The 25,125-nt window shown below is 72.8% G+C and carries 23 protein-coding genes; 11 read left to right on the top strand and 12 right to left on the bottom strand.

What is annotated here, in order from left to right:
• Nucleotides 1-31 precede the first annotated feature (31 nt).
• On the top strand, nt 32-1,294 hold the full coding sequence (gene istB / locus ABZ386_RS25390) for an IS21-like element helper ATPase IstB (RefSeq protein WP_358965934.1): 1,263 nt from the start codon (nt 32-34) through the stop codon (nt 1,292-1,294).
• On the opposite strand, the gene ABZ386_RS25385 is transcribed toward istB, so the two are convergent.
• The 3 genes from ABZ386_RS25385 to ABZ386_RS25375 form a co-directional block, all read right to left on the bottom strand.
• Nucleotides 1,272-1,460, bottom strand: a complete 189-nt coding sequence (locus ABZ386_RS25385) for a hypothetical protein (protein WP_114253762.1) — start codon at nt 1,458-1,460, stop codon at nt 1,272-1,274. The genes istB and ABZ386_RS25385 overlap by 23 nt on opposite strands.
• 108 nt (nt 1,461-1,568) lie before the next feature.
• Nucleotides 1,569-1,700: a hypothetical protein gene (locus tag ABZ386_RS25380; RefSeq protein WP_267886819.1), complete on the bottom strand. Its 132-nt coding sequence runs from the start codon at nt 1,698-1,700 to the stop codon at nt 1,569-1,571.
• A 178-nt stretch (nt 1,701-1,878) separates the two neighbouring features.
• On the bottom strand, nt 1,879-4,419 hold the full coding sequence (locus tag ABZ386_RS25375) for a helicase C-terminal domain-containing protein (RefSeq protein ID WP_358965932.1): 2,541 nt from the start codon (nt 4,417-4,419) through the stop codon (nt 1,879-1,881).
• 131 nt (nt 4,420-4,550) lie between these two features.
• Here ABZ386_RS25375 and ABZ386_RS25370 point away from each other — a divergent pair, with 131 nt between their 5' ends.
• Together ABZ386_RS25370 and ABZ386_RS25365 are read left to right on the top strand one after the other, a co-directional pair.
• Nucleotides 4,551-5,555, top strand: a complete 1,005-nt coding sequence (locus ABZ386_RS25370) for a hypothetical protein (RefSeq protein WP_358965930.1) — start codon at nt 4,551-4,553, stop codon at nt 5,553-5,555.
• A gap of 40 nt (nt 5,556-5,595) precedes the next feature.
• A complete protein-coding gene (locus ABZ386_RS25365) occupies nt 5,596-6,237 on the top strand; it encodes an HAD family hydrolase (protein ID WP_358965928.1) in 642 nt (213 codons plus the stop codon).
• Here ABZ386_RS25365 and ABZ386_RS25360 read toward each other — a convergent pair.
• On the bottom strand, nt 6,216-6,464 hold the full coding sequence (locus ABZ386_RS25360) for a hypothetical protein (RefSeq protein WP_039932946.1): 249 nt from the start codon (nt 6,462-6,464) through the stop codon (nt 6,216-6,218). The two genes, ABZ386_RS25365 and ABZ386_RS25360, sit on opposite strands and share 22 nt — an antisense overlap.
• A 163-nt stretch (nt 6,465-6,627) precedes the next feature.
• Here ABZ386_RS25360 and ABZ386_RS25355 point away from each other — a divergent pair, with 163 nt between their 5' ends.
• Nucleotides 6,628-7,011, top strand: coding sequence for a cold-shock protein (locus ABZ386_RS25355; protein ID WP_010035896.1), 384 nt, complete (start codon nt 6,628-6,630; stop codon nt 7,009-7,011).
• 7 nt (nt 7,012-7,018) lie between these two features.
• Here ABZ386_RS25355 and ABZ386_RS25350 read toward each other — a convergent pair whose 3' ends face one another.
• The 4 genes from ABZ386_RS25350 to ABZ386_RS25335 form a co-directional block, all read right to left on the bottom strand.
• Entirely contained in the window at nt 7,019-7,906 is an 888-nt protein-coding gene (locus ABZ386_RS25350) for a 1,4-dihydroxy-6-naphthoate synthase (protein WP_351338525.1), read from the bottom strand.
• Nucleotides 7,896-8,648, bottom strand: a complete 753-nt coding sequence (locus ABZ386_RS25345; RefSeq protein WP_358966086.1) for a futalosine hydrolase — start codon at nt 8,646-8,648, stop codon at nt 7,896-7,898. The genes ABZ386_RS25350 and ABZ386_RS25345 overlap by 11 nt, the downstream gene beginning before the upstream one ends.
• Complete coding sequence (locus ABZ386_RS25340) at nt 8,618-9,091, bottom strand: DUF2771 domain-containing protein (RefSeq protein WP_351338528.1); 474 nt, start codon at nt 9,089-9,091, stop codon at nt 8,618-8,620. The genes ABZ386_RS25345 and ABZ386_RS25340 overlap by 31 nt, the downstream gene beginning before the upstream one ends.
• A gap of 62 nt (nt 9,092-9,153) precedes the next feature.
• The gene (locus ABZ386_RS25335; protein ID WP_351338531.1) at nt 9,154-10,587 is read right to left on the bottom strand and encodes an MFS transporter; all 1,434 of its coding nucleotides are present in this window, start codon (nt 10,585-10,587) and stop codon (nt 9,154-9,156) included.
• 286 nt (nt 10,588-10,873) lie between these two features.
• Between ABZ386_RS25335 and ABZ386_RS25330 the strand changes: the two genes are divergently transcribed.
• The 4 genes from ABZ386_RS25330 to ABZ386_RS25315 all read left to right on the top strand — a co-directional run bounded on the left by ABZ386_RS25330 (nt 10,874) and on the right by ABZ386_RS25315 (nt 17,229).
• Entirely contained in the window at nt 10,874-11,800 is a 927-nt protein-coding gene (locus tag ABZ386_RS25330) for a DUF3027 domain-containing protein (protein WP_351338533.1), read from the top strand.
• A gap of 112 nt (nt 11,801-11,912) precedes the next feature.
• Nucleotides 11,913-15,035, top strand: coding sequence for a molecular chaperone Hsp90 (locus tag ABZ386_RS25325; RefSeq protein ID WP_356669264.1), 3,123 nt, complete (start codon nt 11,913-11,915; stop codon nt 15,033-15,035).
• A gap of 205 nt (nt 15,036-15,240) precedes the next feature.
• Nucleotides 15,241-16,149 (top strand): hypothetical protein, encoded by a 909-nt coding sequence (locus ABZ386_RS25320; protein WP_355712755.1) that lies wholly within the window; start codon nt 15,241-15,243, stop codon nt 16,147-16,149.
• A gap of 219 nt (nt 16,150-16,368) precedes the next feature.
• A complete protein-coding gene (locus ABZ386_RS25315) occupies nt 16,369-17,229 on the top strand; it encodes a hypothetical protein (protein ID WP_351338541.1) in 861 nt (286 codons plus the stop codon).
• 6 nt (nt 17,230-17,235) lie between these two features.
• On the opposite strand, the gene ABZ386_RS25310 is transcribed toward ABZ386_RS25315, so the two are convergent.
• From ABZ386_RS25310 to ABZ386_RS25300, 3 genes are all read right to left on the bottom strand, one after another.
• A complete protein-coding gene (locus ABZ386_RS25310; RefSeq protein ID WP_351338544.1) occupies nt 17,236-19,629 on the bottom strand; it encodes an HAD-IC family P-type ATPase in 2,394 nt (797 codons plus the stop codon).
• Nucleotides 19,630-19,764: 135 nt separating this feature from the next.
• A complete protein-coding gene (locus ABZ386_RS25305; protein WP_355712752.1) occupies nt 19,765-20,610 on the bottom strand; it encodes a class I SAM-dependent methyltransferase in 846 nt (281 codons plus the stop codon).
• A gap of 336 nt (nt 20,611-20,946) precedes the next feature.
• Nucleotides 20,947-21,222 (bottom strand): DUF2530 domain-containing protein, encoded by a 276-nt coding sequence (locus ABZ386_RS25300; RefSeq protein ID WP_356500339.1) that lies wholly within the window; start codon nt 21,220-21,222, stop codon nt 20,947-20,949.
• Nucleotides 21,223-21,338: 116 nt separating this feature from the next.
• On the opposite strand from ABZ386_RS25300, the gene ABZ386_RS25295 reads away from it, so the two are divergent.
• Nucleotides 21,339-22,787: an NCS2 family permease gene (locus ABZ386_RS25295; RefSeq protein ID WP_355712748.1), complete on the top strand. Its 1,449-nt coding sequence runs from the start codon at nt 21,339-21,341 to the stop codon at nt 22,785-22,787.
• Here ABZ386_RS25295 and ABZ386_RS25290 read toward each other — a convergent pair.
• Complete coding sequence (locus ABZ386_RS25290) at nt 22,757-22,990, bottom strand: ribbon-helix-helix protein, CopG family (RefSeq protein WP_351338554.1); 234 nt, start codon at nt 22,988-22,990, stop codon at nt 22,757-22,759. The two genes, ABZ386_RS25295 and ABZ386_RS25290, sit on opposite strands and share 31 nt — an antisense overlap.
• Before the next feature lie 149 nt (nt 22,991-23,139).
• Between ABZ386_RS25290 and ABZ386_RS25285 the strand changes: the two genes are divergently transcribed.
• Together ABZ386_RS25285 and ABZ386_RS25280 are read left to right on the top strand one after the other, a co-directional pair.
• Nucleotides 23,140-23,577, top strand: coding sequence for a MarR family transcriptional regulator (locus ABZ386_RS25285; RefSeq protein WP_114253747.1), 438 nt, complete (start codon nt 23,140-23,142; stop codon nt 23,575-23,577).
• Between the two features lie 150 nt (nt 23,578-23,727).
• On the top strand, nt 23,728-25,104 hold the full coding sequence (locus ABZ386_RS25280) for an MFS transporter (RefSeq protein ID WP_358965925.1): 1,377 nt from the start codon (nt 23,728-23,730) through the stop codon (nt 25,102-25,104).
• Nucleotides 25,105-25,125: the final 21 nt, after the last annotated feature.

Raw genomic sequence — 25,125 nt, 5'->3', positions numbered from 1 at the left:
TTTCCACCGCGGCCCCGAAGAATGGCCGACTGTGCGGAACCCCACCACCACCACGCTCGGATACGCCCTGTTCGCCACCCGCTGGCTCCAGGCCCCGCTGTACTTTGGGCTCGTGGCCGCGCAGGGCGTCTACGTCTACAAGTTCTTCAAGGAGCTGTGGACGTTAATCCTCATGTGCGTGAGCGGGCACGCCACCGAGACGTACGTGATGCTCGCCGTGCTGAAGCTGGTCGACGTCGTCATGATCGCCAACCTGCTGATCATGGTGATCGTCGGCGGCTACGAGACGTTCGTCTCCCGCATCGGCCTCCAGGGCCACCGCGACCAGCCCGAATGGCTCTCGCACGTCAACTCCAACGTGCTGAAGGTCAAGCTCGCCACGGCGATCGTCGGCATCTCCTCCGTCCACCTGCTGCAGATGTTCGTGGACGTCCACCACACCTCCCGCCACGCTCTGCTGTGGGGGACGGTGATCCACATGGCGTTCATCGCGTCGGCGGCGATCCTCGCCTACATGTCGGGGCCGATGGCCGCGCAGACGGATCGCGGGCACGCCGACCGTACGCCGGCCGGGCACCCGCGGGCGGAGCCGGAAGCCGGAGACCGGCGGCACGGGCAGCCGGAGCGGGACGCCGGAGACCGGCGGCACGGGCAGCCGGAGCGGGAGGCCCCGGCGGCCGCTCCGCCCGCCCCCCGGCAGGCGGAGCCCGACGCGGACGCCGAGGCCCGGATCCGGGCCGCCGGCTTCCCGGTCCGCAAGCTGCTGGAGGACTTCGACGAGCAGCACCCCCGGGGTTTCGACCGGGAGGCCGTGGCCCGGCTCGGCAAGGCGGACTTCGTCGCCGCCCGGCGCAACGTCGTCTTCGTCGGCCCGCCCGGCACCGGCAAGACGCACCTGGCCATCGCCCTCGGCGTACGGGCCTGCCAGGCCGGGCACCGGGTGCTGTTCGCGACCGCCGCCGAGTGGGCCGCCCGGCTGTCCGACGCCCGGGCCGCCGGGCGGCTCGACGCGGAGCTGGCCGCGCTCGACGAGCACGCCCTGCTGATCGTCGACGAGGTCGGCTACACGCCGTTCGACGCGGCCACCGCCGGCCTGTTCTTCCAGCTGGTCGCGCACCGCTACGAGCGTGCCTCGCTGATCCTGACCAGCGACCGACCGCTCGGCCGCTGGGACGAGGTCTTCGGCGCGTCCGCCCCGGCGCTGGCGGACCGCGTGGCCCACCACGCCGAGATCGTGCGGCTGGACGGGGACAGCTACCGGACGCGGCGCGCTACTTCAGCGTGGGCAGACTGACGTTCTGGATCAGCGGGCCCTCGATGCCGATCGCCTCGGAGACCAAGGGCTCGGTGCCGGCGGCCGGCAGGGGCAGCGGCAGCGCGGGGGCCGCGGCCGCGGAGGGCGCGAGCACGCCCACGAGGGCGACGGCGGACAGGGCGACGGCGGGCAGCTTTTCACGCATGCGGACGGCACGGCCTTTCTCGGACGTTCGCGGACGGTGGGACGAGGTGCCGCCACACCGCGGGCCGGCCCACGGACGCCGGGGCCGGCCCGATGGGCGCGGAGGCGATCAGATCTGCGGTGTCTCGAGGACGAGTCCGGCGACATCGATGCTCACGGCGGAGGCCGGAGTGGCCAGCCCCCCGAACGTCATCAGGGCGGCGGTGGCCAGGACGGCGGCGACTCGACGAACAGCGCGCATGCGGGGAGTTCCTTTCGACAGCGCTCACAGGGACACCCGGTGGCTGCCCCCGGCCACCCGGCGTGATGCGACACGCCCGGCAAGGTCGCCCGAGCGTGGGAAATCCCCGGCGTGGCGTGCATGAACCCCGGCGTGCACCCGAACGGGTGAGAAGCCGCCCGAGCCCCCGGACCGGTGCTCAGCCCGCGTCGTCGGCGAGTTCCGCGACCCCCGTGATCCGGTGCAGCGGGTACGTGCGGACCTCGTCCGCGGTGTGGTCGTACGCCGTGACGAAGCCGCCCTCGACGCGGATGGGGGCGATGACCCGCTGGCTCGCGGCGCCCTCGGCGTTGACGTAGCCGATCCACAGGGCCTCGCCGGTCAGGACGGCGGCCTGCATGGTGGCCAGGGTCTCGGCGGAACCGGTGCGCGGCAGCTCGCCGTCGGCCGCCGGGGCCGTGCCGGGCTTGCGCGGGGTCGTGGAGGCGAGGTCGCCGGCCCGGATGGCGCGCAGCGCCGCGGCGAGCAGGGTGTCGTCGGGGACCGGCGGGCCGTCCGGCACCGGCTCGGGCGCGGCGCGGGGCGGGGTGCGGTGGGCGAGGGCGCGGGTGATCAGCACATCGCCCTCGGCGGACTCGGCGGCCGGCGCGAACCCCATCGCCCGCAGCCCCTCCAGCAGCCCCGCCGGGTCCGCCTGCGCGGCCAGCACGGTCGGGGCGAGCCGGCGCAGGCCCAGCGCGGCGGCCCGCTTGTCGGCGAGGATCTCGCTGAGCACCGCGTCGTCGTCGCAGCGGACGTACGCCGAGGCCGCGCCGACCCGCAGGTGCCCGTGCCGGCGGGCCACGTCGTCGATGAGGTACGCCAGCGGCTGCGGCACCGGCGTACGGGAGTGCGCGGCGAGGAAGGCGTGCAGGTCGGAGGCGGTCTGCCCGGAGTCGAGGGCGCGCCGCACCGAGCCGGGCGTGAACCGGTAGACCGTGGCCCCGCCCTTGGACTCGACGTCCGCGAGCACGCCCAGCATGTCGGCGAGCGGGCGCTGCAGGGGACCGGGCGCCACCGCCGTCAGGTCGGCCTGGAGCAGCACGTGGTCCAGCGGCTCGGGCAGCAGCGGCGTGAGCAGCCGGGCCGCGGCGGCGGAGGCGACGGCCTGCTCGGCCGGGGAGAGGGGGGTGAGGGGAGCGGTGCGGTGAGGGTGGACGGGCAGCCGGTCCCCTGGACCGGAGGGCTCCGCTTCCGGGCCCTTCACGGGCGCCGCGGGCGCGCCCAGCAGCGCCCGGCCGTGGGCCGACAGCGCGCCCCGGCCCGTGACGCCCAGCAGCTCCGCCTCGGACAGCGCCCACCGGGCGAGGCGCGCGCGCAGATCGTCCTCCTGCCGCTGGGCGCCCCGCAGGGGGCGCTCCCAGCGCAGCCGGGCCAGCACCGACTCGGGGTCCGCGGCGGCCCCCTCCGGCAGCGCGGCCAGCAGGGCCAGTACCCGGTGCCGCACCTCGGGCGCCGCCGAGCGGTCCAGGCCCGGCCCGAGCGCCGACAGCGTGCGGTCCTTGGCGTCCCGGCCGCCGACCAGCCCGGCCGTGCGGGTCGCCGCCAGCCACGCCGTGGCCAGCCGCGACCAGCGCTCGGCCGGAGGCCGCTCCAGCCACTCGTCGTAGGCGGGGGTCGCCGCGTACCGCTCGTCGGCCTCCCCGTCGGAGGCGATCAGGCCCGCCGCGTACGCCAATTCCACCCAGAACGCGGCGACCGGCTCCGGCACGTCCAGGGCGACGGCGGTCCGCTTCAGGTCCCGCACGCTCAGCCCGCCGGCCCGCAACACCGTCGGCCCGCCCTCGTCCCAGTCCTTCAGCAGCTCCTCGACGGTCGCGAGCGCGGTGTACGCCTGCCCGGCCGCGGTGCTGTCCACAACCTGTGGACGGTGCGCGGCGGCCGCCTCGACCACCGGCGGCACCGGCTCGGGCGTGCGGTGCGCGAGCCCCCGCCGCAGGTGCAGGGCGACCTCGCGCGGCAGCACGACCGTCCCCGGCGCCGTCGGCAGCAGCAGCCCGCGGTCCAGCAGCCAGCGCAGCCGGGGCGCCGGATCCGGCGTGACCTGGCCGTACGGCGGCCCCCACACCAGGCGTTCCAGGACGTCGAGGGAGTCGGCGGGGGCGTCGGCGAGCAGCGCCGCCATCCGGGCCCGGTCGGTGAACAGGCCGGTCAGGGCCGTCACAGCCGAGACAGAGTCATGGGTCGAGGGCAGCCCGGCGGCCGTGACGATCTCCTGGATACGCCCCGGGGACATCCCGGCCGTGGCCTCCTGGACCGTGGGTCCGAGCCCGGTCGGCGACGGGTGCTGCGGCGAGGGAGCCAGCAGCTCACGGGCCGTGCGGACCAGCCGCAGCCGGTCGTCGGCGCCCCAGACCAGGGCCTGCTCGCGCAGGACGTCCAGGGCGTGCGGCAGGGCGGCGGTGACGGCCGGGTCGCCCTCGTCCCCGGCCATGAGCCCGAGCAGCTCCTCGTACGTCGCCGGGTCCGCGGCCACGGCCAGCGCCTCCGCCGTCTGCAGCGTGAACCGGTCCAGCCGCTCCAGGGCGCGCACGACCGAGGCGCGGGTGCCGGCGCGGGTCGCGAGCTGGGTGAGGTCGGTGGGCACGGGCGTGATGAGATCCGGTCGGCTGCGCAGCAGCGCGCCCAGCGCGGCGTCGCCCCGCGCGCGGAGCGCTTCCGCGAGGGAGCGGGGGGCCGCAGGCGTGTCCTCGGTGCTCATCCGGCCAACGGTAGCGGGTCGCCCCCGGCGGGTGAGCCGACTGTGTACGACGGGCTTTTGGCGGCGCTGTCGGTGCTCGCGGTACCGTCGTCCGACGGGCTTCCCAAGGCACCCGCCCCGGAGGGGACTTCGTGGGGATCGAGAGCGACCAGGTCGTTTACGAGTATCTGAGCCGCGTCGGCGACGTGGCGCAGCAGCGGCAGTTGTCGTCGGCCACCCGCATGCGCCTGGTCGCGGACCTGCGCGACGAGATCGACCGGCGCCGCGCGAGGGCCACCGTCGACTCGCCCGCCGCCGTCCGCCGCATCCTGACCCGCCTCGGCAGCCCCGACGAGGTCGTGGCGGCGGCAGCGGACGGTACGGGATCCGGCGGCGCCGAGCCGCAGCACACCGCCCCCGCCTCCGTCCCCGTGCAACGCGAGCCGGAGGAGCGGGGCGAGCGGGCGAAGGGCGTCCTGCGGCGTGTCGTGCCCCGGCCCCGCCCGGCACGGCCCGCCGAGGAGCCGCGCCCCACCGCCCCCGAGGGCGCCGCCCCGCCGCACCTGGCCGCCGCGCACGAACTCGGGGACGGCGCCGTCCAGCCGGACTGGTGGCGGGTGGACAGCAGCCCCTTCGGCGTGGGCGACGAGGTGCCGGGCTTCGTGGGCGGGGTGGAGCTGCCGGACCTGCTGAAGCCGCCCCCGCAGCGGAAGGCGGAGCTGGAGAAGCAGGCGGCGGAGGAACCCGCTCCGGCCGTCGAGGCGGCGGAGGAGGCCGCCGCGCCCGGGACCCGCCGTCGGCTGCCGGGCCTCCCCGCGGGCGGCTGGAGCAACCCGCTCCTCCTCATCGCCGCCGGGCTCCTGGTCGTCGGCGCGGTGCTCGGCAACTGGTTCGTGCTGCTCCTCGGCTGGCTCATCGCGTACGCGTCCCGCCGGCTGAGCCCGGCGGAGACGAAGTGGGCGGTGGTGATCCTGCCCAGCACGGCCGTCGCGGCGGGCCTGGTCTGGCTGTGGGGGCGGATGAACGGCCGCTGGGGCGCGCCCATCGCCGAGGGGCACATGAACGAGGCGGTGGCCCAGACGTGGCCGTGGGTGGTGCGCGGGGCGGCGGTGGCGTCGGCGCTGTTCCTGGTGTGGCGTTCACAGCGTCAGCGCTAGGGCCCGGGGCGACGACTGCCGTTCACACCCCCTGGGCACAATGGCCCATATGGCCTCCACGACCTCGCGCGCACTCACCGTCGGCTTCGACCTCGACATGACCCTGATCGACTCCCGCCCCGGCATCCGCGCCTGCTACCAGGCGCTGTCGGAGCGGACGGGGACGTACATCGACGCCGATCTTGCGGTCACGCGGCTCGGGCCGCCGCTGGCCGAGGAGCTGATCAACTGGTTCCCGGCCGAGGAGGTCGCGACCGTGGCGGAGGTGTACCGGGAGATGTACCCGACGATCGCGATCGCCGAGAGCCCGGCGCTGCCCGGCGCCCGGGAGGCCGTCGCGGCCGTACGGGAGGCCGGGGGACGCGTGATCGTCGTCACCGCCAAGTACGAGCCCAACGCGAAGCTGCACCTCGCCCACCTCGGCATCGAGCCCGACGCGGTCATCGGCGACCTGTGGGCCGAGCAGAAGGCGGAGGCGCTGCGCGAGCACGACGCGGGTGTCTACGTCGGCGACCACGTCGGCGACGTGCGCGGCGCCCGGGCCGCGGGCGCGCTCTCGGTCGCGGTGGCCACCGGCCCCTGCCCCGAGGAGGAACTGCGGGCGGCGGGCGCGGACGTCGTCCTCACCGGCCTGGCCGAATTCCCCGGGTGGCTTTCGGACTACCGCCCCGCACGCGCCTGACGGCGCCCGGCCGCCACGGAACGCAGCACTCCCGCACCGGCCATCAGGAAACCGACTGCCATGAGCATGCTCAATCCGAACATGTACGTCGGAAAGGGCGTCGTCCCGAGGAACAGCGGGGCGACCGTGACCAGTGTGGCCACGGCGCCGATGAAGAAGACGACGGCTCCGGCACGGACCAGGCGGTCACCGGGAGCGGCGGAATTCGTTTGGGTTTTGTCACGCACCGGACCAGGGTAGTTCCCAGCGCGAAGGAACAACCGGGTGACGTCTTGTCACCGGCTGCAAGACCATTAGCCTTGGTACCGGCGGGTCGTACGACCCGCCCGAGTGCTATCAAGAGCCGTTTTCAGAAGCAGTTTTCCGACGAGTACGAGGACGAGGACAGACGTGCCTACCGGCAAGGTCAAGTGGTTCAACAGCGAGAAGGGCTTCGGCTTTCTCTCCCGCGACGACGGCGGTGACGTCTTCGTCCATTCCTCGGTCCTCCCCGCCGGAGTCGAGACGCTCAAGCCGGGGCAGCGAGTGGAGTTCGGGGTGGTCGCCGGGCAGCGCGGCGACCAGGCGCTGTCCCTGACGATCCTGGACCCGACCCCGTCCGTCGCCGCCGCGACCCGCAAGAAGCCCGACGAGCTGGCCTCCATCGTCCAGGACCTGACGACGCTCCTGGAGAACATCACCCCGATGCTGGAGCGGGGCCGCTACCCCGAGAAGACGGCGGGCAAGAAGATCGCCGGGCTGCTGCGCGCGGTCGCCGACCAGCTGGACGTGTGACGCCCGCTCAGGGAAAAGCGAGCGCGTTCGGGCCGAGGGGCGGCACCAGCCCCTCGGCCGCCGCGCGCGTCAGCAGCCCGCGCACGGCCGCGTAGCCGTCCTCGCCGAGGTCGGCGGTGAACTCGTTGACGTACAGCCCGATGTGCTGGTCGGCGACGGCCGGGTCCATCTCCTGGGCGTGCTCCATGACGTACGGGCGGGACACCTCGGGGTCGTCCCAGGCCGCGCGTACGGAGGTCCGGATGGAGTCGGCGAGCAGCCGCAGCTTCTGCTCGCCCAGCGTCCGCTTGGCGATGATCGCGCCCAACGGGATCGGCAGCCCGGTGGTGTTCTCCCAGTGCTCGCCCATGTCGGCGAGCTTGTGCAGCCCGTAGTTCCGGTACGTGAAGCGCGCCTCGTGGATCACGAGCCCCGCGTCGACCTTCCCGTCCCGCACGGCCGGCATGATCTCGTGGAACGGCATGACGACGATCTCGCCGACCCCGTCCGCCAGGGTGTCCGCCGCCCACAGCCGGAACAGCAGATACGCGGTCGACTTCTTGCTGGGCACCGCGACGGTCCGCCCGGCGAGTCCCCCAAGCTCTCGGCTCCGCTCGAGCAGGGAGGCGCCCCCACCATCCGCCTCGCGGGTGAGCACCAGCGGCCCGCAGCCCCGCCCCAGGGCGCCGCCGCAGGGCAGCAGGGCGTACTGGTCGAGGACGTAGGGCAGCACGGCGTACGACACCTTCAGCACGTCGAACTCGCCGCGTTCGGCCATGCCGTTGGTGACGTCGATGTCGGCGAAGGTCACGTCCAGCTCGGGGGCGCCGGGGACGCGGCCGTGGGCCAGGGCGTCGAAGACGAAGGTGTCGTTCGGGCAGGGGGAGTACGCGATCTGCAGCTGCTCAACTGTCATGCCGGTTCCAACTCTCCAGTACGGGCACGAGCTTCCCGAAACCCTCGGTCAGGGCGGCCAGGGCGTCCGGGATGCGCCAGGCGGCACGGTCCCGCGGCCCGACCGGGTTGGAGATCGCCCGGACCTCCAGCACGGGCACGCCCTGCGCGACGGCGGCCTCGGCGACCCCGAACCCCTCCATGGCCTCGGCGAGAGCGGTCGGGTGCCGCTCACGCAGGGCGGCGGCCCTGGCGGCCGTCCCGGTCACGGTGGACACGGTGAGCACGGCCCCGGCACGGGCCCCGGTCACCTCGGCGACCCGCCGCACCAGCTCCCCGGGCGGCCGATGCCGGACGGTCCCGAACCCCAGCTCGGTGACCGACAGAAACCCGTCCTCGGTCTCGGCCCCCAGATCGGCCGCGACGACCTCATCGGCGACGACCAGCGCCCCCACCGGCGCGTCGGGCTGAAAACCGCCCCCGATCCCGGCGGAGACGACGAGGTCGTAGGGGGTGCCGTGGAGGGCGGCGGCGGTGAGCGCGGAAGCGGTACGGGCGGCGGCGAGCGCGGCCCCGACCCCGGCGACGATCACATCGACCCGACCACCGCCCGCAACGCCGAGTGCCGATTCATCGGACCCCAGGGACAACACCCCCAGGCCCGCAACCACCGCGTCCCTCTCCACAGGAACCGCGGTGGCGACAAGCACCCGGCCAAGCCCAGCGGCAGCGATCAGGCGTCCTTCTCGAGCTTGAAGTTCCAGAGCCCCGACGTGTCCTTCTCGCCCTCCTTGATGGACACCAGCGTCGAGTTGCCCTGCGCGCCGTACTGGGCGTTGAAGAACACGCTGCCCGGGATCGTGCGGTACGTCTTCGTGCTGGCGTCGGTCAGCGGCTGACCGTTCATCAGGATCGTCCAGCCCTTGTCGGCGATCTCCGGGTCGACGCCGAAGCGGACGGTCTCGTCCGGGTCGACGGAGATGCTCTTGATGCCCTTGTCCTTCAGGCACTGGGTCAGGTCGGCGGACTTCAGGGTCTCGCCCTGGCCGCCACAGGTGGCCTCGGAGTTCACCGAGGAGCTGCCCACGGTGACCGTGGCGATCGCCGTCGGCTTGTCACAGGCCGACAGGACGAGCAGTCCGGCGGAAACGACGCCGGCGGCGGCGACGGCGCGGCGGCGTCGCACAGCGGATTGCAACGTGTTCATGGGCGAAGGCTATCGGGCGCACCGAGCCCCATCCCCACCTGGGGTAGGGCGTGCCCGTACCGTTACGCCACTCGCGGCCGTCCCGCACCCCCGCGACGGGCCGAGCCGAGCAGCCCCCGGACGGTCGTCAGCCAGCCCGTGCCGACGATCGCGGCGCCCACCGCGAGGCCGAGCGTGCCGTTGAGGGGCATGAGGATGCCGATCGCGCCGCCCAGCACCCAGGACATCTGCAGCAGCGTCTCGGAGCGGGCGAAGGCCGAGGTGCGGACCAGTTCGGGCACGTCCCGCTGGATCAGCGCGTCCAGGGACAGCTTGGCCAGGGCCTGTGCGAAACCGGCGATCGCGGCCAGGCCGGCGACCAGGACCGCGCCGAAGAACACCGCGGCCGTGATCGCCGCGCCCAGCACGCACGCCACGACCGTCACGATGATGATCTCCGGCGCCCGGGAGCGCAGCCACGCCCCGACCGCCGTACCGAGGGCGTTGCCCGCGCCCGCGGCGACGCCCACTATCCCCAGGGACACGGCGGCGCTCTGGCCCGAGATCGGATGCTCGCGCAGCAGGAAGGCCAGGAAGAAGATCAGGAAGCCGGTGTGGCAGCGGATGGAGGCGTTGACGGCCAGGGCGTGGGTGACGGCCGGGCCGACCGTGCGCAGCCCGGGGCGCTTGACGGGCTTGCGGTGCGGCCCGTGCAGGTGCTGTTCGTCGGCCGCGAGCAGCGCGGTGTCCTCGCCCTTGGCGGAGTCGACCTTCGGCGGCAGCGTGAACGACAGGACCGTCCCCGCCACGAAGATCAGGAAGGCGCCGTAGAGCGGCCAGCGCGGCCCGATCTGCTGGAGCCCGGCCCCGATGGGCGCGGCGACGCCCGTGGCGAGGAGGCCACCGAGGGTGACCCGCGAGTTGGCCTTCACCAGGGAGAAGCCGGGCGGCAGCAGCCGGGGCACGACGGCGCTTCTGACCACGCCGTACGCCTTCGACGCGACCAGGACGCCGAGCGCGGCCGGGTACAGCTCGATGCTGCCGCTGACGACCGCGCCGGACAGCACGATCGCCAGCAGCGCCCGGGCCAGCATGGCGCCGGCCATCGCCGCCCGGCGGCCGTGCGGGATGCGGTCGAGGAGGGGGCCGATCACCGGCGCGAGGAGCGTGAAGGGCGCCATGGTGATGGCGAGGTACAGCGCGACGCGCCCGCGGGCCTCGTCGGTCGGTACGGAGAAGAAGACGGTCGAGGCGAGGGCGACGGTGATCATCACGTCGCCGGCGCCGTTCACGCCGTGCAGCTCGATCAGCTTGCCGAGGCCGGACTCGCCCGCGCCGTGCGCGTGGGTCGCCTTGCGGATGCCGCGGGCGGTGCCGGTCACCGGGAAGTGCAGGGCACGGCCGACCGCGCGGAGGGAGCCGCCCACACGGCCCGGTCCGCTCGGTCGGCTGCTTCCCTTCAGCCCTTTCGGCCCACCGGTCCCGGTGGCGCCCTGGGGTGTCTTCGCGGCTGCCACGACGTCATAGTGCCCCGATAAGGCTGTGGCTAGTGCCATTACCGCTTGTATAGGGCCTGTGGGGTGACTGTCCGGAGGCGCCGGCAGGGCGGTGCTCCCATGACCGGGCCGACGGGTTACAGAACCGTCGGTGTACGCGAAGTGGGGCGGAAGGGTAGCGTGCGTATCTCCGCCATCCCGCAGAATGGATGAAGGACGTCGACGCGGTCCCCAGGTCCGCTCCGTCCCGCCCCGGGCGCTGGGAGTGGCGCACTCGTGAGACGGCGTATGGAGAGAAGCGATACCTGTGAGCGCAGCGACAACGCGAAGCCGCACCCCTGACCGCCTGTGCGCCGAGGCCGTCGACCTCGCACGCGCCGCAGCCGAGGAGGCCGCCGCGCCAGGGATCGTCGGCGAGCACGTGGGGCTGGTCTCCGAGGGGGACCGCGTTGTCACGCACTTCTTCGAGTGCCGGGAGCTGGGCTACCGGGGCTGGCGCTGGGCCGTGACGGTGGCCCGGGCGTCCCGCGCCAAGATCGTCACGGTGGACGAGGCGGTGCTGCTGCCCGGCCCGGACGCGGTGCTCGCGCCCGAGTGGGTGCCGTGGAGCGAGCGGCTCCGCCCCGGCGACATGGGCCCGGGCGACCTGCTCCCCACCGACGCCGAGGACCTGCGCCTGGAGCCCGGCTACTCGGGCGAGGACGAGCCCCCGCCGAACTCCGCCGTGTCGCACGAGATGGCCGACCTGGTCGAGGCGGAGGACGCCGACGTCACCGAGGGGCCCCCGTCCCGCCTGCCGGTCACGCCGTCCCGCGGGTCGATCGCCGCGGTCGCCGAGGAGCTGGGCATGCGGCGCGCCCGGGTGCTCTCCCGCTACGGCCTGCACACCGCGGCCGACCGCTGGGAGGAGGCGTTCGGCCCCAAGACCCCCATGGCCCAGTCCGCCCCCGCGGCCTGCGTCAGCTGCGGCTTCCTCGTCCCCGTCGGCGGCTCGCTGGGCCAGGCCTTCGGCGTCTGCGCCAACGAGTTCTCCCCGGCCGACGGCCGCCTGGTCTCCCTGGCCTACGGCTGCGGCGGCCACTCCGAGGCCGCGGTCATGCCCAAGCCTCCGCAGCCGGCCCCGCCGGTGATCGACGAGACCCGGGTGGACCCGTTCCCGCTGCGCCCGGCCTCCGACTCGGGTTCCGTACCCGTCACGGAGGACGAGTCGTCGGCGGAGCTGGGGCACTCCTAGGACCCGAGGCACTCCTGGGACCCGAGGCACTCCCCTGGACCTGGTCCGGGGGCCGCTCCCGGTCGCGGTACCTTCAACCTCACGGCCCACGCCGCCGATGAGGAGAGTGAACGTGAGCAAGTTCGTGCGCCCGGCCGCCGAGGGTGCCGACCCGTTCGGCACGGCACGTCTGCGGCGCGGGGTCCTCGACGCCTGGGCGACCAGCCCGGCCCGGTTCCGTGAGGACGCCAACGCCGAGGAGGACCTCGTCCTCGGCGGCTACCGGGACCGGCTCGTCGTCGAGCTCGCCCAGAACGCCGCCGACGCGGCGGCCCGGGCCGGAGTGCCGGGGCGGCTGCGGCTCACCCTGCGCGACGGGGTGCTCGTCGCCGCCAACACCGGCGCCCCGCTGGACGCGGCCGGCGTCGAGTCGCTGTCCACGCTGCGCGCCTCCGCGAAGCGGGAGACCCACGAGCGGGCCGTCGGCCGGTTCGGCGTCGGTTTCGCCGCCGTCCTCGCCGTCACCGACGAGCCCGCCGTCGTCGGCCGGCACGGCGGGGTCCGCTGGTCCCTCGCCGAGGCCCGCGAGCGCGCCGCCGAGACCGCCCGGCACAGCCCCGGGCTCGGGGACGAGATCCGGCGCCGGGACGGGCACGTACCGCTGCTGCGGCTGCCGTTCGCCGCCGAGGGCACCGCCCCCGACCCGTACGACACGGCCGTCATCCTGCCGCTGCGCGACGCGGCCGCCGCCGATCTCGCCGAGCGGCTCCTGCACGCCGTCGACGACGCCCTGCTGCTCACCCTCCCCGGCCTCGAAGAACTCGTCGTCGAGGTGAACGGGGAGAGCCCCCGGACCCTCACCCGCCGCACCGACGGGCCCTTCACGGTCGTCGACGACTCCGGCAACGGCGTCACCCACTGGCGTACCGCCGCCGCCCACGGCCCCCTCACCCCCGAGCTGCTCGCCGACCGGCCCGTCGAGGAGCGGCTGCGGCCCCACTGGTCGGTCACCTGGGCCGTGCCCGTCGCCAGCGACGGCAGCCCGGCCCGGCCCCGCACCAGCCCGGTGGTGCACGCCCCCACGCCCAGCGACGAGCCGCTGGGCGTCCCGGCCCTGCTCATCGCCTCGTTCCCGCTGGACTCCACCCGCCGGCACGCCGCCCCCGGCCCGCTCACCGACTTCCTGGTGCAGCGCGCGGCCGACGCCTACGCCGGGCTCCTCGCCGACTGGCGGCCGGTCACCGCCGGGATCATCGACCTCGTGCCCGGCCCGCTCGGCAAGGGCGAGCTGGACGGCGCCCTGCGCCAGGCGATCCTGGAGCGGCTGCCCCGTACGTCCTTCCTGCCGCCCGCGGTCCCGCCCCACGACGGTGACGACCTGCCGGAATCCCTGCGGCCGCGGGACGCCGAGCTGGTCGAGGGCGCCGGCGCGGACACCGTGGGCGTCCTCGCCGAGGTGTTGCCCACGCTGCTGCCCGCCGGGCTCGAACGCCGCGCGGAGCTGCGGAACCTGGGCGTCGCCCGGGTCCCGCTGACCGACGCGATCGACCGGCTGGCCGGCCTGGAGAAGGACCCGGGCTGGTGGCGGCGGCTCTACGACAGCCTGGCCGGGGTCGACCCGGACCGGCTGTCGGGGCTGCCGGTACCGCTCGCGGACGGCCGTACGACCATCGGGCCCCGGCAGGTCCTGCTGCCCGGCGCGGACGGCGCCCGGATCGACCCGGAGGTGCTGGCCCGACTGGGGCTGAAGGTCGCCCACCCGGACGCCGCCCACCCCATCCTGGAGAAGCTCGGCGCCCTGCCCGCGACCCCGCGGGCCGTCCTCACCACCCCGCAGGTGCGGGCCGCCGTCGCCGCGTCCCTGGACGACGAGGGCGGCGTGAACTGGGAGGAGGACTCCCTCGACGCCGAGGAACTCGCCGACACCGTCCTCGCCCTGGTGCGGGACGCCGGCCTGGAGCCCGGTGACGAGCCCTGGCTCGGCGCGCTCGCCCTGCCCGACGAGGACGGCGAACCGGCCCCGGCCTGCGAACTGGTCTTCCCCGGCGGCCCCTTCGCCCAGGTCATGCGCGAGGGCGAACTGGCCGCCGTGGACGCCGAGCTGGCCGCGAAGTGGGGCGAGCAGCCGCTGGCCGCCTGCGGGGTCCTGGTGGACTTCGCACTCGTCCGCGCCACCGACGTCGTCCTCGACCCGGACGAACTGGAGCCCCGCGAAGGGGACTTCGCCGAGCCCGACGACGCGGGACTGCTGGACGCCGTCGACGTGTGGTGCGAGGACATCCTCGACCGCTTCCCGGACAGCCCGGTGCCGCCGGTCGCCACCGAGATCGTCGCCGTGCGGGACCTGGACCTCGTCGACGAGGACAAGTGGCCGCAGGCGCTGGCCCTGCTGTCCCGGCCGCCCCTGCGGGACGCCATCGTGCAGCCCGTGCGGATCCTGCTGCACGACGGGACGCACGAGGTCGTCCGGCCGTACACGGCCTGGTGGCTGCGCGGGAACCCGGTGCTCGACGGCCGCCGCCCGGCCGGACTGCGCGCCGCCGGCGGCGACCCGCTGCTGCGCGGCCTGTACGACGAGGCCGACGCGACCGGGTTCGAGGACGAGCAGGTGCTGCGGGCGCTCGGCGTGCGGACGTCCGTCGCCGCGCTGCTGGACGAGCCCGGCGGTGCCGCCGAGCTGCTCGACCGGCTCGCCGACCCCGAGCGGGAGGTGACGGGCGTTCAACTGCACGCCCTGTACGGGGCGCTGGCCGAGCTGGACCCGGAGCAGGTGACCCTGCCGGACGAGCTGCGCGCGGTCGTCGACGGCCGGGTGGAGGTCGTGGACGCGGCCGACGCCGTGGTGTGCGACTCGCCCGACCTGCTGCCGTTCACCGAGGGCGTCCCGCTGCTGCCCGTACGGCCGTCCCGCGCCGCCGAGCTGGCCGAGCTGTTCCAGGTGCGGCGGCTGAGCGAGTCCGTCACCGGGCAGGTCACCTCCGAGGGCACCGAGCACGACGTACCGGAGCCGGTGCGGGTGCTGCTCGGCCGGCTGACCCCCGCCTCCTACGTCGAGCACGAGGAACTCGTCGTGGACGGCGTGGAGATCGACTGGCGGCTCACCGACGACGGCGTCCTGCACGCCGCCACCCTGGAGGGCGTCGCCGCGGGGCTGGCCTGGGCGGCGGGGCAGTGGCCGCGGCGGTTCGAGGTGGCGGCGCTGCTGGAGGATCCGTCCCGGACGGAGGAGCTGGCGCGGGACCGGTGGTTCGACTGATCCGGCGCCGCGGCCGGTCCGGGGTTTCGACCGATCCGGTGGTGGTGTACGACTGTTGGTGAAAAGTTCCGCACATATTTTTTACCAGTCGTACAACCAAGCGCATCGCTGAGGTATCTGATCACGTGAGTCAACAGACTCCACGATCACTTGGGCCCCAGGAGCCGACGACGAGCGCCGGGGCCCCTCTCCACCTGGAGAACGCATGCGTATCCGAGCCACCGTGGCCGCCGTCACCGGTGCCCTGGCCCTTTCCGCCTTCGCCGTGCCGGCCGCGCAGGCCGCCGAGCCGAAGGTTCCCGCGGACATCGCCGCCGCCAGCGAGGTCGTCCACGCCGACTCCGGCCGGTCGGCCTTCGCCGCCGCCGCGGACGGCACCCCGTACGCCCTGGACGCGACCTTCTCCTCCGTGAAGGTCAACAACGGCAAGAACATCGCGGTCGGCACCACCAACCTGGTGAAGGTGCCCGTCTCCTTCAAGCTGACGCACGGCGCGGACGTCGACATCCACGCGGCCGACTTCTTCGCGGGTGTCGAGCTGTACCGCGGCGCCTCCTTCGAGGAGTCGGTCTTCTTCTTCGACAGCAACGACGCGAGCTGCACCGACTCCTCCGCGACCGTGGCCAACTGCAAGGCCACCGTGGAGATCGACCCGTTCGCGCTGCTGAACGAGGACGCCGGCTCCTGGAAGGCCGCGGGCTTCGCGGTCGCGTTCAACGGCGAGGACCCGGAGAACCCGAACCTGGACAACGTCGGTGTCGCGGTGACGGACCCGACCAACTCCTTCAAGCTCCAGCGCTACTCGAAGCTGACGGTCAACGCCTCGCCCGAGCCGGTGAAGAAGGGCAAGACCATCACGGTCACCGGCAAGCTGTCCCGCGCCAACTGGGACGACAACAAGTACCACGGCTACACGAACCAGTCGGTGAAGCTCCAGTTCCGCAAGAAGGGCTCCGACACCTACACCACGGTGAAGACCATCAAGTCGAACTCCACGGGTGAGCTGAAGACCACCGTCAAGGCCTCCACCGACGGCTACTTCCGCTACTCCTTCGCGGGCACGACGACCACCCCGGCGGTCAACGCCGCGGGCGACTTCGTCGACGTGCGCTGACCCCGTCCCCACCACGACGACCGCCGGTCCCGGAGCCATGCCGGGGCCGGCGGTCGCCGTCCGGGCACCGGGCTCCTGACCCGCCCGCCCCATGAGCGTGTCAAACATCATGGATGACATGGCAAAACCCGGACCGCGCCCTACAACCCACCGGGGGGCTCGTGGATCTGATCGCGTGAGTCAACAGACTCCACGATCACTTCTCCACCTGGGGAACACATGCACATGCGAGCCACCGTGGCCGCCGTCGCCGGCGCCCTGGCCCTTTCCGCCCTCGTCGTGCCGGCCGCCCAGGCCGCCGACGCGCCGTCCGGCAAGGCGGCCTTCAGCTCCGCCGCCGCCGACGCCGACTCGGGCAGCAGCACCACCGCGTCGACCCTCGACGTCACCTTCTCCGACATGAAGGTCAACAGCGGCAAGAACATAGTCGTCGGCACCACGAACGTGGTCAGCTTCCCCGTCACCTACACCGTGACGCACGCGGCGGACCTCGACACCAGCTCCGACAACTTCGCCACGGGCCCGCTGATCTACCACGGTTCCTCGATCGACACCGCGGACAACCTCTTCATCAGCGACGACCCGGCCACCTGCACCGCCGCCTCGTCGACCGTCCTGAACTGCAAGGGCGTCATCAGCATCCACCCGGCCGACGGCGACCTGTACAACTCCGACGCCGGCACCTGGGGCGCCGGTGCCCTCGCCGTCACCAGCAACGGCGACGAGAAGGAGCAGGGCGGCCTCGCCTCCACCAAGGTGCAGCGCTACTCCAAGCTGACCGTGAACGCCGGCCCCGAGCCCGTCTACAAGGGCAAGACGATCACGTCCACCGGCAAGCTGTCCCGCGCCAACTGGGAGGACAACGCCTACCACGGCTACACCAACCAGCCGGTCAAGCTCCAGTTCCGCAAGGCGGGCACCAGCACGTACACCACCATCAAGACGGTGTACTCGGACAACTACGGCAACCTGAAGGCCACCGCCACGGCCCAGTACGACGGCTACTGGCGCTTCAGCTTCGCCGGCACGACGACGACTCCGGCCGTCAACGCCACCGGCGACTACGTCGACGTGAAGTAGCCCCGGCTACGCGGGGAAGCGGCGGTCCACCCACCTCCACAGGAGCTCCAGGGCGGCCGCCGCCACCGCCGCGATGCCGACCGCGATCCACGGCATCGTCATCCCCACCAGCTTCAACGCGAAGAAGTGCTGCAGCCACGGCACGACCAGCACCAGCAGGAACGCCCCGGCCATCGCGGCCACCAGCGCGAGGCGCCACCAGGTGTAGGGCCGGGCGATGATCGCCAGCACCCACATCGAGATGAGGAACAGCGTCAGCGTCGCCGCACTGGTCTCCGCGTCCAGCGCGCCCGCGCCCGTGTAGTGCTGCCGCGCGATCAGATACGTCGCGAACGTCGCCACCGCGGCCACGGCCCCGCCCGGGATCGCGTACCGCATGACCCGCCGCACGAAGTTCGGCTTCGCGCGCTCCTTGTTGGGCGCGAGCGCCAGGAAGAACGCCGGGACGCCGATCGTCAGCGTCGACAGCAGCGTCAGGTGCCGCGGCAGGAACGGGTACTCGACCTGCGAGCAGACCACCAGCACGGCCAGCAGCACCGAGTACACCGTCTTGACGAGGAACAGGGTCGCGACCCGCGTGATGTTGCCGATGACCCGGCGCCCCTCGGCCACCACCGACGGCAGCGTGGCGAAGCTGTTGTTCAGCAGCACGATCTGCGCGACCGCCCGGGTCGCCTCCGAGCCCGAGCCCATCGCGACACCGATGTCGGCGTCCTTCAGCGCGAGGACGTCGTTCACGCCGTCGCCGGTCATCGCGACCGTGTGCCCGCGGGACTGCAGCGCCCCCACCATGTTCCGCTTCTGCTGCGGGGTGACCCGCCCGAACACCGTGCCGTCGTCGAGGGCCTCGGCCATCCCGTCCTGCTCGGCGGGCAGCCGCCGCGCGTCCACGGTGGTCCCGGACAGCCCCAGCTTCGCGGCGACCGCGCCGACCGACACCGCGTTGTCCCCGGAGATGACCTTGGCCTGCACGTTCTGGTCGGCGAAGTAGCGCAGCGTGTCGGCGGCGTCCGGCCGCAGCCGCTGCTCCAGCACCACCAGGGCGGCGGGCTTCGCCCCCTCCGCCACCTCCGGATCCTCCAGGTCCCGCTCGACCCGGGCCAGCAGCAGCACCCTCAGGCCCTGCTCGTTCAGCCGCTCGGTCTCGGCGAGGGCCGGGTCCTCGTCGGGCAGCAGCACGTCGGGCGCGCCCAGCAGCCACGTACTGCTCTGCCCGTCACCCTCGCTGAACGCGGCGCCGCTGTACTTGCGGGCGGAGGAGAACGGCAGCGCCTGCGTGCAGCGCCAGTCCTCCACGGCCGGGTACGTGTCGATGATCGCCTTGAGGGAGGCGTTCGGCCGCGGGTCCGACTCGCCGAGGGCGCCGAGCACCGTCCGCACGTACGTCTCGTCGGTGCCCTGGAGGGGCCGCAGCTCCGTGACGTCCATGCCCCCCTCGGTGAGGGTGCCGGTCTTGTCCAGGCAGACCGTGTCGACGCGGGCCAGCCCCTCGATCGCGGGCAGCTCCTGCACCAGGCACTGCTTGCGGCCGAGCCGGATCACGCCGATGGCGAAGGCGACCGACGTGAGCAGGACGAGCCCCTCGGGGACCATCGGGACGATGCCGCCGACCGTACGGGCGACGGAGTCGTCGAAGGCGTTCTCCTTCACGAACAGCTGGCTGATGATCAGGCCGATCGCGGTCGGGACCATCATCCACGTGACGTACTTGAGGATCGTGGAGATGCCGGAGCGCAGCTCGGAGTGGACCAGGGTGAACCGGGACGCCTCCTCGGCGAGCTGCGCGGCGTACGCCTCCCGGCCGACCTTGGTCGCCTGGAAGGCCCCGCCGCCCGCGACCACGAAGCTCCCGGACATCACGTGGTCGCCGGGGCGCTTGACCACGGGGTCGGCCTCGCCGGTGAGCAGCGACTCGTCGATCTCCAGCCCGTCGGCCTCGACGCAGACGCCGTCGACGACGACCTTGTCGCCCGGGCCGATCTCGATCAGGTCGTCGAGGACGATCTCGGAGGTGCTGACCTGGCCGGTGGCACCGTCCCGGCGGACGGTCGGTCTGACCTCGCCGATCAGCGCGAGCGAGTCCAGCGTCTTCTTCGCCCGCCACTCCTGGACGATCCCGATGCCGGTGTTGGCGAGGATCACGAAGCCGAACAGGCTGTCCTGGATCGGCGCGACGACCAGCATGATCAGCCACAGCACGCCGATGATCGCGTTGAAGCGGGTGAAGACGTTCGCCCGGACGATGTCGACGGTGGAGCGGCTGCTGCGCACCGGCACGTCGTTGACCTGGCCGCGCTCCACCCGCTCGGCGACCTGAGCACCGGTCAGGCCGGTCTCGCGTGAGGTGACCGTCGCCGGCCGCGCGGAGTCGGGCCGGGCACCCGCGTCGAGATGCGTCATGCATTCGACGGTACGTGCGGATTTGCGGGTTCACCTGCCGAATGTGGCGAAGATCCGACCTGGGAAGGACGGACTTCGTGCCGTGGTCGTACGGCAGTTGTACGTCGTCGGACCCTGGTGCCGTTCCGTCCTCCGTCAGCCGGCCCGGCGGGCGGTCAGCAGCAGGTACTCCCAGTCCAGGACCGTCCCGCCCGGCCCGGTCCCGAGGTCGGCGTCGCGGGCCAGGGCCGCCAGGTCGCGGTCCAGGGCGGCGACGCGGTCGGGGTCGCCGGCGATGTTCTTGTAGACCGTGATGGTCGGGCCGTAGCGCTCCTTGAAGTAGTCGCGGAACATCTCGGGCGTCGCGAAACGCTCGACCCGGACGGTCCGGCGCTCGGCGCGCACGTCCGTGACCCGGTCGCCGAGGAGGCCGCGCACATGGTCCTCGTCGCCCCACAGCGGGGGCGGCTGGGCGCCCGGCGGGGGCGGTGGCGCGTACGGCTTCATCGTGGCGAACATCCGGCCGATGAACCCCTGGGGCGTCCAGCTCAGCAGCCCGATGGTGCCGCCCGGCCGGCAGACCCGGACGAGTTCGTCGGCGGCGCGCTCGTGGTGCGGGGCGAACATGACGCCGACGCAGGACAGCACGGTGTCGAACTCGGCGTCTCCGAAGGGCAGCGCCTCGGCGTCGGCCTCCTGCCAGGTGAGCCGCGCGCCCTGCTGCTCGGCCGCGCGCCGGCCCGCCTCGAACAGCTCGGGGGTGAGGTCGGAGGCGACCACGTCCGCGCCGGCCAGGGCGGCCGGGATCGCGGCGTTGCCGGAGCCGGCGCCGACGTCCAGCACGCGTTGGCCCGCGCGTACCTCGCACGCCTCGACCAGGATCGGGCCCAGCGCGGGGATGATCTCGGCGGCCAGGGACGGGTAGTCGCCCTGGGCCCACATCGCCCGGTGCTTGGCCTTCAGGGCGCGGTCGGCCTCGGCCGCGGTGTTCTGCGTCGTCATGGCTGCGCTCCTCGCCGGTCGGGCGGCTGCGCGCGCGACGGGTTGCGAGCGTTTTCGCCGCCTCTTATCGAGCGTAGGGAGGGGGCGGGTGGCTGTCTTGCCGGGCGGTGGGGGGGGGTGCGCGTGCGTGCGCCTGCCGTGGGGTGGTGGGGGTGCGCGTCTTCGCCTGCCGCGGGTGGGGGGTCGGGGCCGCGCCGGGGGGTGTCCGTCCTCGGAACGGCGCGATCGACTTGCGGGCCGACTGACTGTTCGTTGACGCGCCAACCGCTGCGGGCGGACACCCCCCGACACGTCCCCTTGCCACCGTGCGCGGGTGCGGGTGCGTCGCCCCGGGGCCTACTGCGGGGAGGGGGCGCCGGGGGTGTCCTGGGCGGCCGCCCGCTTGATCGCTGCGTCGCGCTTGCGGACGTACCAGACGCCGATCAGGCCGAGTCCGCCGCCGGCCAGGCAGGTCCACACCCACCACGTGCTGCCGCGGTCGTCGAACCAGCCGTAGAAGGGGAGCTGGACGAGGAAGAGGACGAACCACAGGATCGTGCCGCCGGTGATGGTGGCGACCACGGGGCCCTCCAGGGGCTCCGGCGCCTCGTGTCGGGGGGTCCACTTCGCCATGGGGACAGCTTACGAGGCGATCAGGTCTACGCGCGGAGATGGCCGAGTGGGGCGTTATATGTTCATACTGAAACGGTTTGTGTCTGACCACTTCTCTTCGTAGGAACCACCAAAACATGTCCTCCTCGGCTCCCGCCAAGGTCCCCGCCCCTGAACAGCCGGGAGCCGGGCCGTACGGCGCACTCGACCGCTTCTTCCGGATCTCCGAGCGGGGCAGCACCCTGCCCCGGGAGGTCCGCGGCGGTCTCGCCACCTTCTTCGCGATGGCCTACATCATCGTGCTGAACCCGATCATCCTCGGCAGCGCGAAGGACATGTACGGTCACCAGCTCGACAACGGTCAGCTGGTCACCGCGACGGCTCTGACGGCCGCGTTCACCACCCTCCTCATGGGCGTCATCGGCAACGTGCCGATCGCGCTCGCCGCAGGACTCGGCGTGAACTCGGTCGTCGCCCTCCAGCTCGCCCCCCGCATGTCCTGGCCGGACGCGATGGGCATGGTGGTGCTCGCCGGGTTCGTGGTCATGCTGCTGGTGGCGACGGGGTTGCGTGAGCGCGTCATGAACGCCGTGCCCTACGGGCTGCGCAAGGCCATCTCCATCGGGATCGGCCTGTTCATCATGCTGATCGGGCTGGTCGACGCCGGTTTCGTCTCCCGGATCCCGGACGCCGCCCAGACCACCGTGCCGCTCCAGCTCGGCGGCGACGGGCATCTGAACGGCTGGCCCGTGCTGGTCTTCGTGCTGGGGGTCCTGCTGACCCTGGCGCTGATCGTGCGCAAGGTCTCCGGCGCGATCCTGATCTCGATCGTCGCCATGACGGTCGTCGCGGTCGTCATCGACGCGGTGGCCAAGGTGCCGAGCTGGGGGCTGACCACGCCCAAGTGGCCCGGCAACCCCGTCGCCAGCCCCGACTTCGGGCTGATCGGCCAGGTCAGCCTGTTCGGCGGCTTCGACAAGGTCGGCATGCTGACCGGCGTGCTGTTCGTCTTCACCGTGCTGCTGTCGTGCTTCTTCGACGCGATGGGCACGATCATGGGCGTCTCCGACGAGGCCAAGCTGACCGACGGCGAGGGGCAGATGCCCGGCATCAACAAGGTGCTGTTCGTCGACGGTCTCGCGGTCGCCGCCGGCGGTGCCAGTTCCTCGTCCGCGACGACCGCTTTCGTCGAGTCCACCGCCGGTGTCGGCGAGGGTGCTCGGACCGGTCTCGCGAACGTCGTCACCGGCGGTCTCTTCGCCGTGGCCCTCTTCCTGACGCCGGTCGCCACGATGGTGCCGTCCCAGGCGGCCACCCCGGCGCTGGTCGCGGTCGGCTTCCTGATCCTGGCCGGCTCGGTCAGGGAGATCGACTGGGCCGACCACACGATCGCCATCCCGGCCTTCGTGACGATGCTGATGATGCCGTTCACCTACTCGATCACCAACGGCATCGGCATGGGCTTCATCACCTTCGTGGTGCTGCGTCTCGCGGCCGGGCGGGGCCGGGAGGTGCCGACGGCGATGTACGTGGTGGCGGCTGTGTTCGCGTTCTACTACCTGATGCCGGCGCTGGGTCTGACCTGATCCTCGTCGCCCGAATCGGGTGACCCGTAGAACCTCTCCGTCTCCTCGACGGCCGTCTGGAACCGTTCGTCGAAGTCATCTCGAACGAGCGTCCGGACGACGTAGTCCTGGACGCTCATTCCCCGCTTCGCGGCATGGTGCCGGAGCCGTTCCAGCAGGTCGTGGTCTATTCGTAGGCTGAGCACACTGGTCCCCATGACCATGAGGGTCGCGGCACCCTTCGGTACGGTGTGTCGCGTTCCGCCATCGGATCACCCATATGAGTGATGTCACGGTTCAGTGGCGGGCGTCACGGCCGCTCCGGCGCGTTCGCGCTGGTCTTTAGCGAGAGTAATGAGTTAAGCTAAAGAACATGCCGGATCTCAACCATGGCGACGACGTAGCCGCCGTGAACGCCCTCCGCTCCGCCGTGATGCGGCTCTCCCGTCGGCTCAAGCACCAGCGGGTCGACGAGTCGCTCAGCCCCACCGAGATGTCGGTGCTGGGCACCCTGTCCCTGTGCGGCAGGGCCACCCCGGGCGAACTCGCCCGCAAGGAGCACGTGCAGCCGCCGTCGATGACCCGCATCGTGGCGCTGCTGGAGGCCAAGGGGCTGGTCCGGCTGGAGCCGCACCCCGAGGACCGGCGCCAGAAGGTCGTCACGCGTACCGAGCAGGCCGAGACGATGCTCGCGGAGAGCCGCGCCAAGCGGAACGCATTTCTGGCCTCTCTGGTGGAAAACCTCGACGAGGACGAGTGGGCGAAACTCCGCGCCGCCGCCCCCGTACTGGAGAAGCTCGCGCATCTGTAAGCCGTACGTCGCTGCGAGTGAGCCGTAGGGGCGCGCCGCTGTCGAGGAGCCGAACGCGCGGAGGCCCGAAGGGGCGAGCACGATCGGCTCCCCGACAGCGGCTCCAGCGCCCCGGAGGCGAACGAGCAATGGAAAGAGGAGGCGAACCCTTTGAGTTCGGGACCCGGAGCAGCTTCCGTCCCCGCACCTGATCCCCACGACTCCCCGCCCGCCTCCGACGCACCCGCCGGCCGACCCGCCCGCAAGTCCTCGATGTTCTCCTCCCTGAAGGTGCGGAACTACCGCCTCTTCTTCATGGGGCAGGTCGTCTCCAACATCGGCACCTGGATGCAGCGCATCGCCCAGGACTGGCTGGTCCTCAGCCTCACCGGCTCCTCCGCCGCCGTCGGCATAACGACCGCCCTGCAGTTCCTGCCGATGCTGCTCTTCGGCCTCTACGGCGGTGTCCTCGTCGACCGGCTGCGCAAGCGGCCCACGCTGCTGGTCACGCAGTCGTCGATGGCCCTCACCGCCCTCGCCCTCGCCGTCGCCGTCCTCACCGGCCATGTCCAGGTGTGGCACGTGTACGTCGCCGCCTTCGCGGTCGGTCTCGCGACCGTCGTCGACAACCCGGCCCGGCAGTCCTTCGTCTCCGAACTGGTCGGTCCCGGCCAGCTCCAGAACGCGGTCAGCCTGAACTCGGCGAACTTCCAGTCGGCCCGCCTGGTCGGCCCCGCCGTCGCGGGCATTCTGATCACCGGCGTCGGCACGGGTTACGCCTTCCTCTTCAACGGCCTGTCGTTCATCGCGCCGCTCACCGGCCTGCTGCTGATGCGCGCCCGCGAGCTGCACGTCGTCGAGCGCGCCCCGCGCGGCAAGGGTCAGCTGAGGGAAGGCGTGCGGTATGTCACCGGCCGTCCGGAGCTGATCTGGCCGATCGTGCTCGTCGGCTTCGTCGGCACGTTCGCCTTCAACTTCCCCGTCTACCTCTCGGCCTTCGCGGACGACGTGTTCCACGCGGGCGCCGGCGCGTACAGCATGTTCAACACGCTGATGGCGGTCGGCTCGGTCGCGGGCGCGCTGCTCGCCGCGCGGCGGGGCACGGCCCGGCTGCGGCTGCTGATCGTGGCGGCGATGGCCTTCGGCGCGCTGGAGATACTGGCCGCGACGATCCCCACCCTGTGGGTCTTCGCCCTGCTGATGGTCCCGCTGGGCCTGTTCGGGATGACGGTCAACGTCACGACGAACACCAGCATCCAGATGTCCACCGAGCCGGCCATGCGCGGCCGTGTCATGGCCCTCTACATGATGGTCTTCCTCGGCGGCTCCCCGGTCGGCGCCCCGATCGTGGGCTGGATCACCGACACCTACGGCGCGCGGATCGGCCTGGCGGCCGGCGGCGCGGTGGCGGTCCTCGCCGCGGCCGTGATCGGCCTGATCCTGGCCCGGGTGGGCAACCTCCGCCTGTCGATCGGCTGGCACCGCGGGCACCCCCGGGTGCGGTTCGTGCCGCGCGAGCAGCAGGAGGAACTGGCTCCTGCCGCGTAGGGGCGTAAGGAGGGTATGGGG

Source organism: Streptomyces sp. NPDC006140, assembly GCF_040628815.1.
Classification (GTDB): Bacteria; Actinomycetota; Actinomycetes; order Streptomycetales; family Streptomycetaceae; genus Streptomyces.
This window is presented reverse-complemented; position numbering and strand designations above follow the sequence as displayed.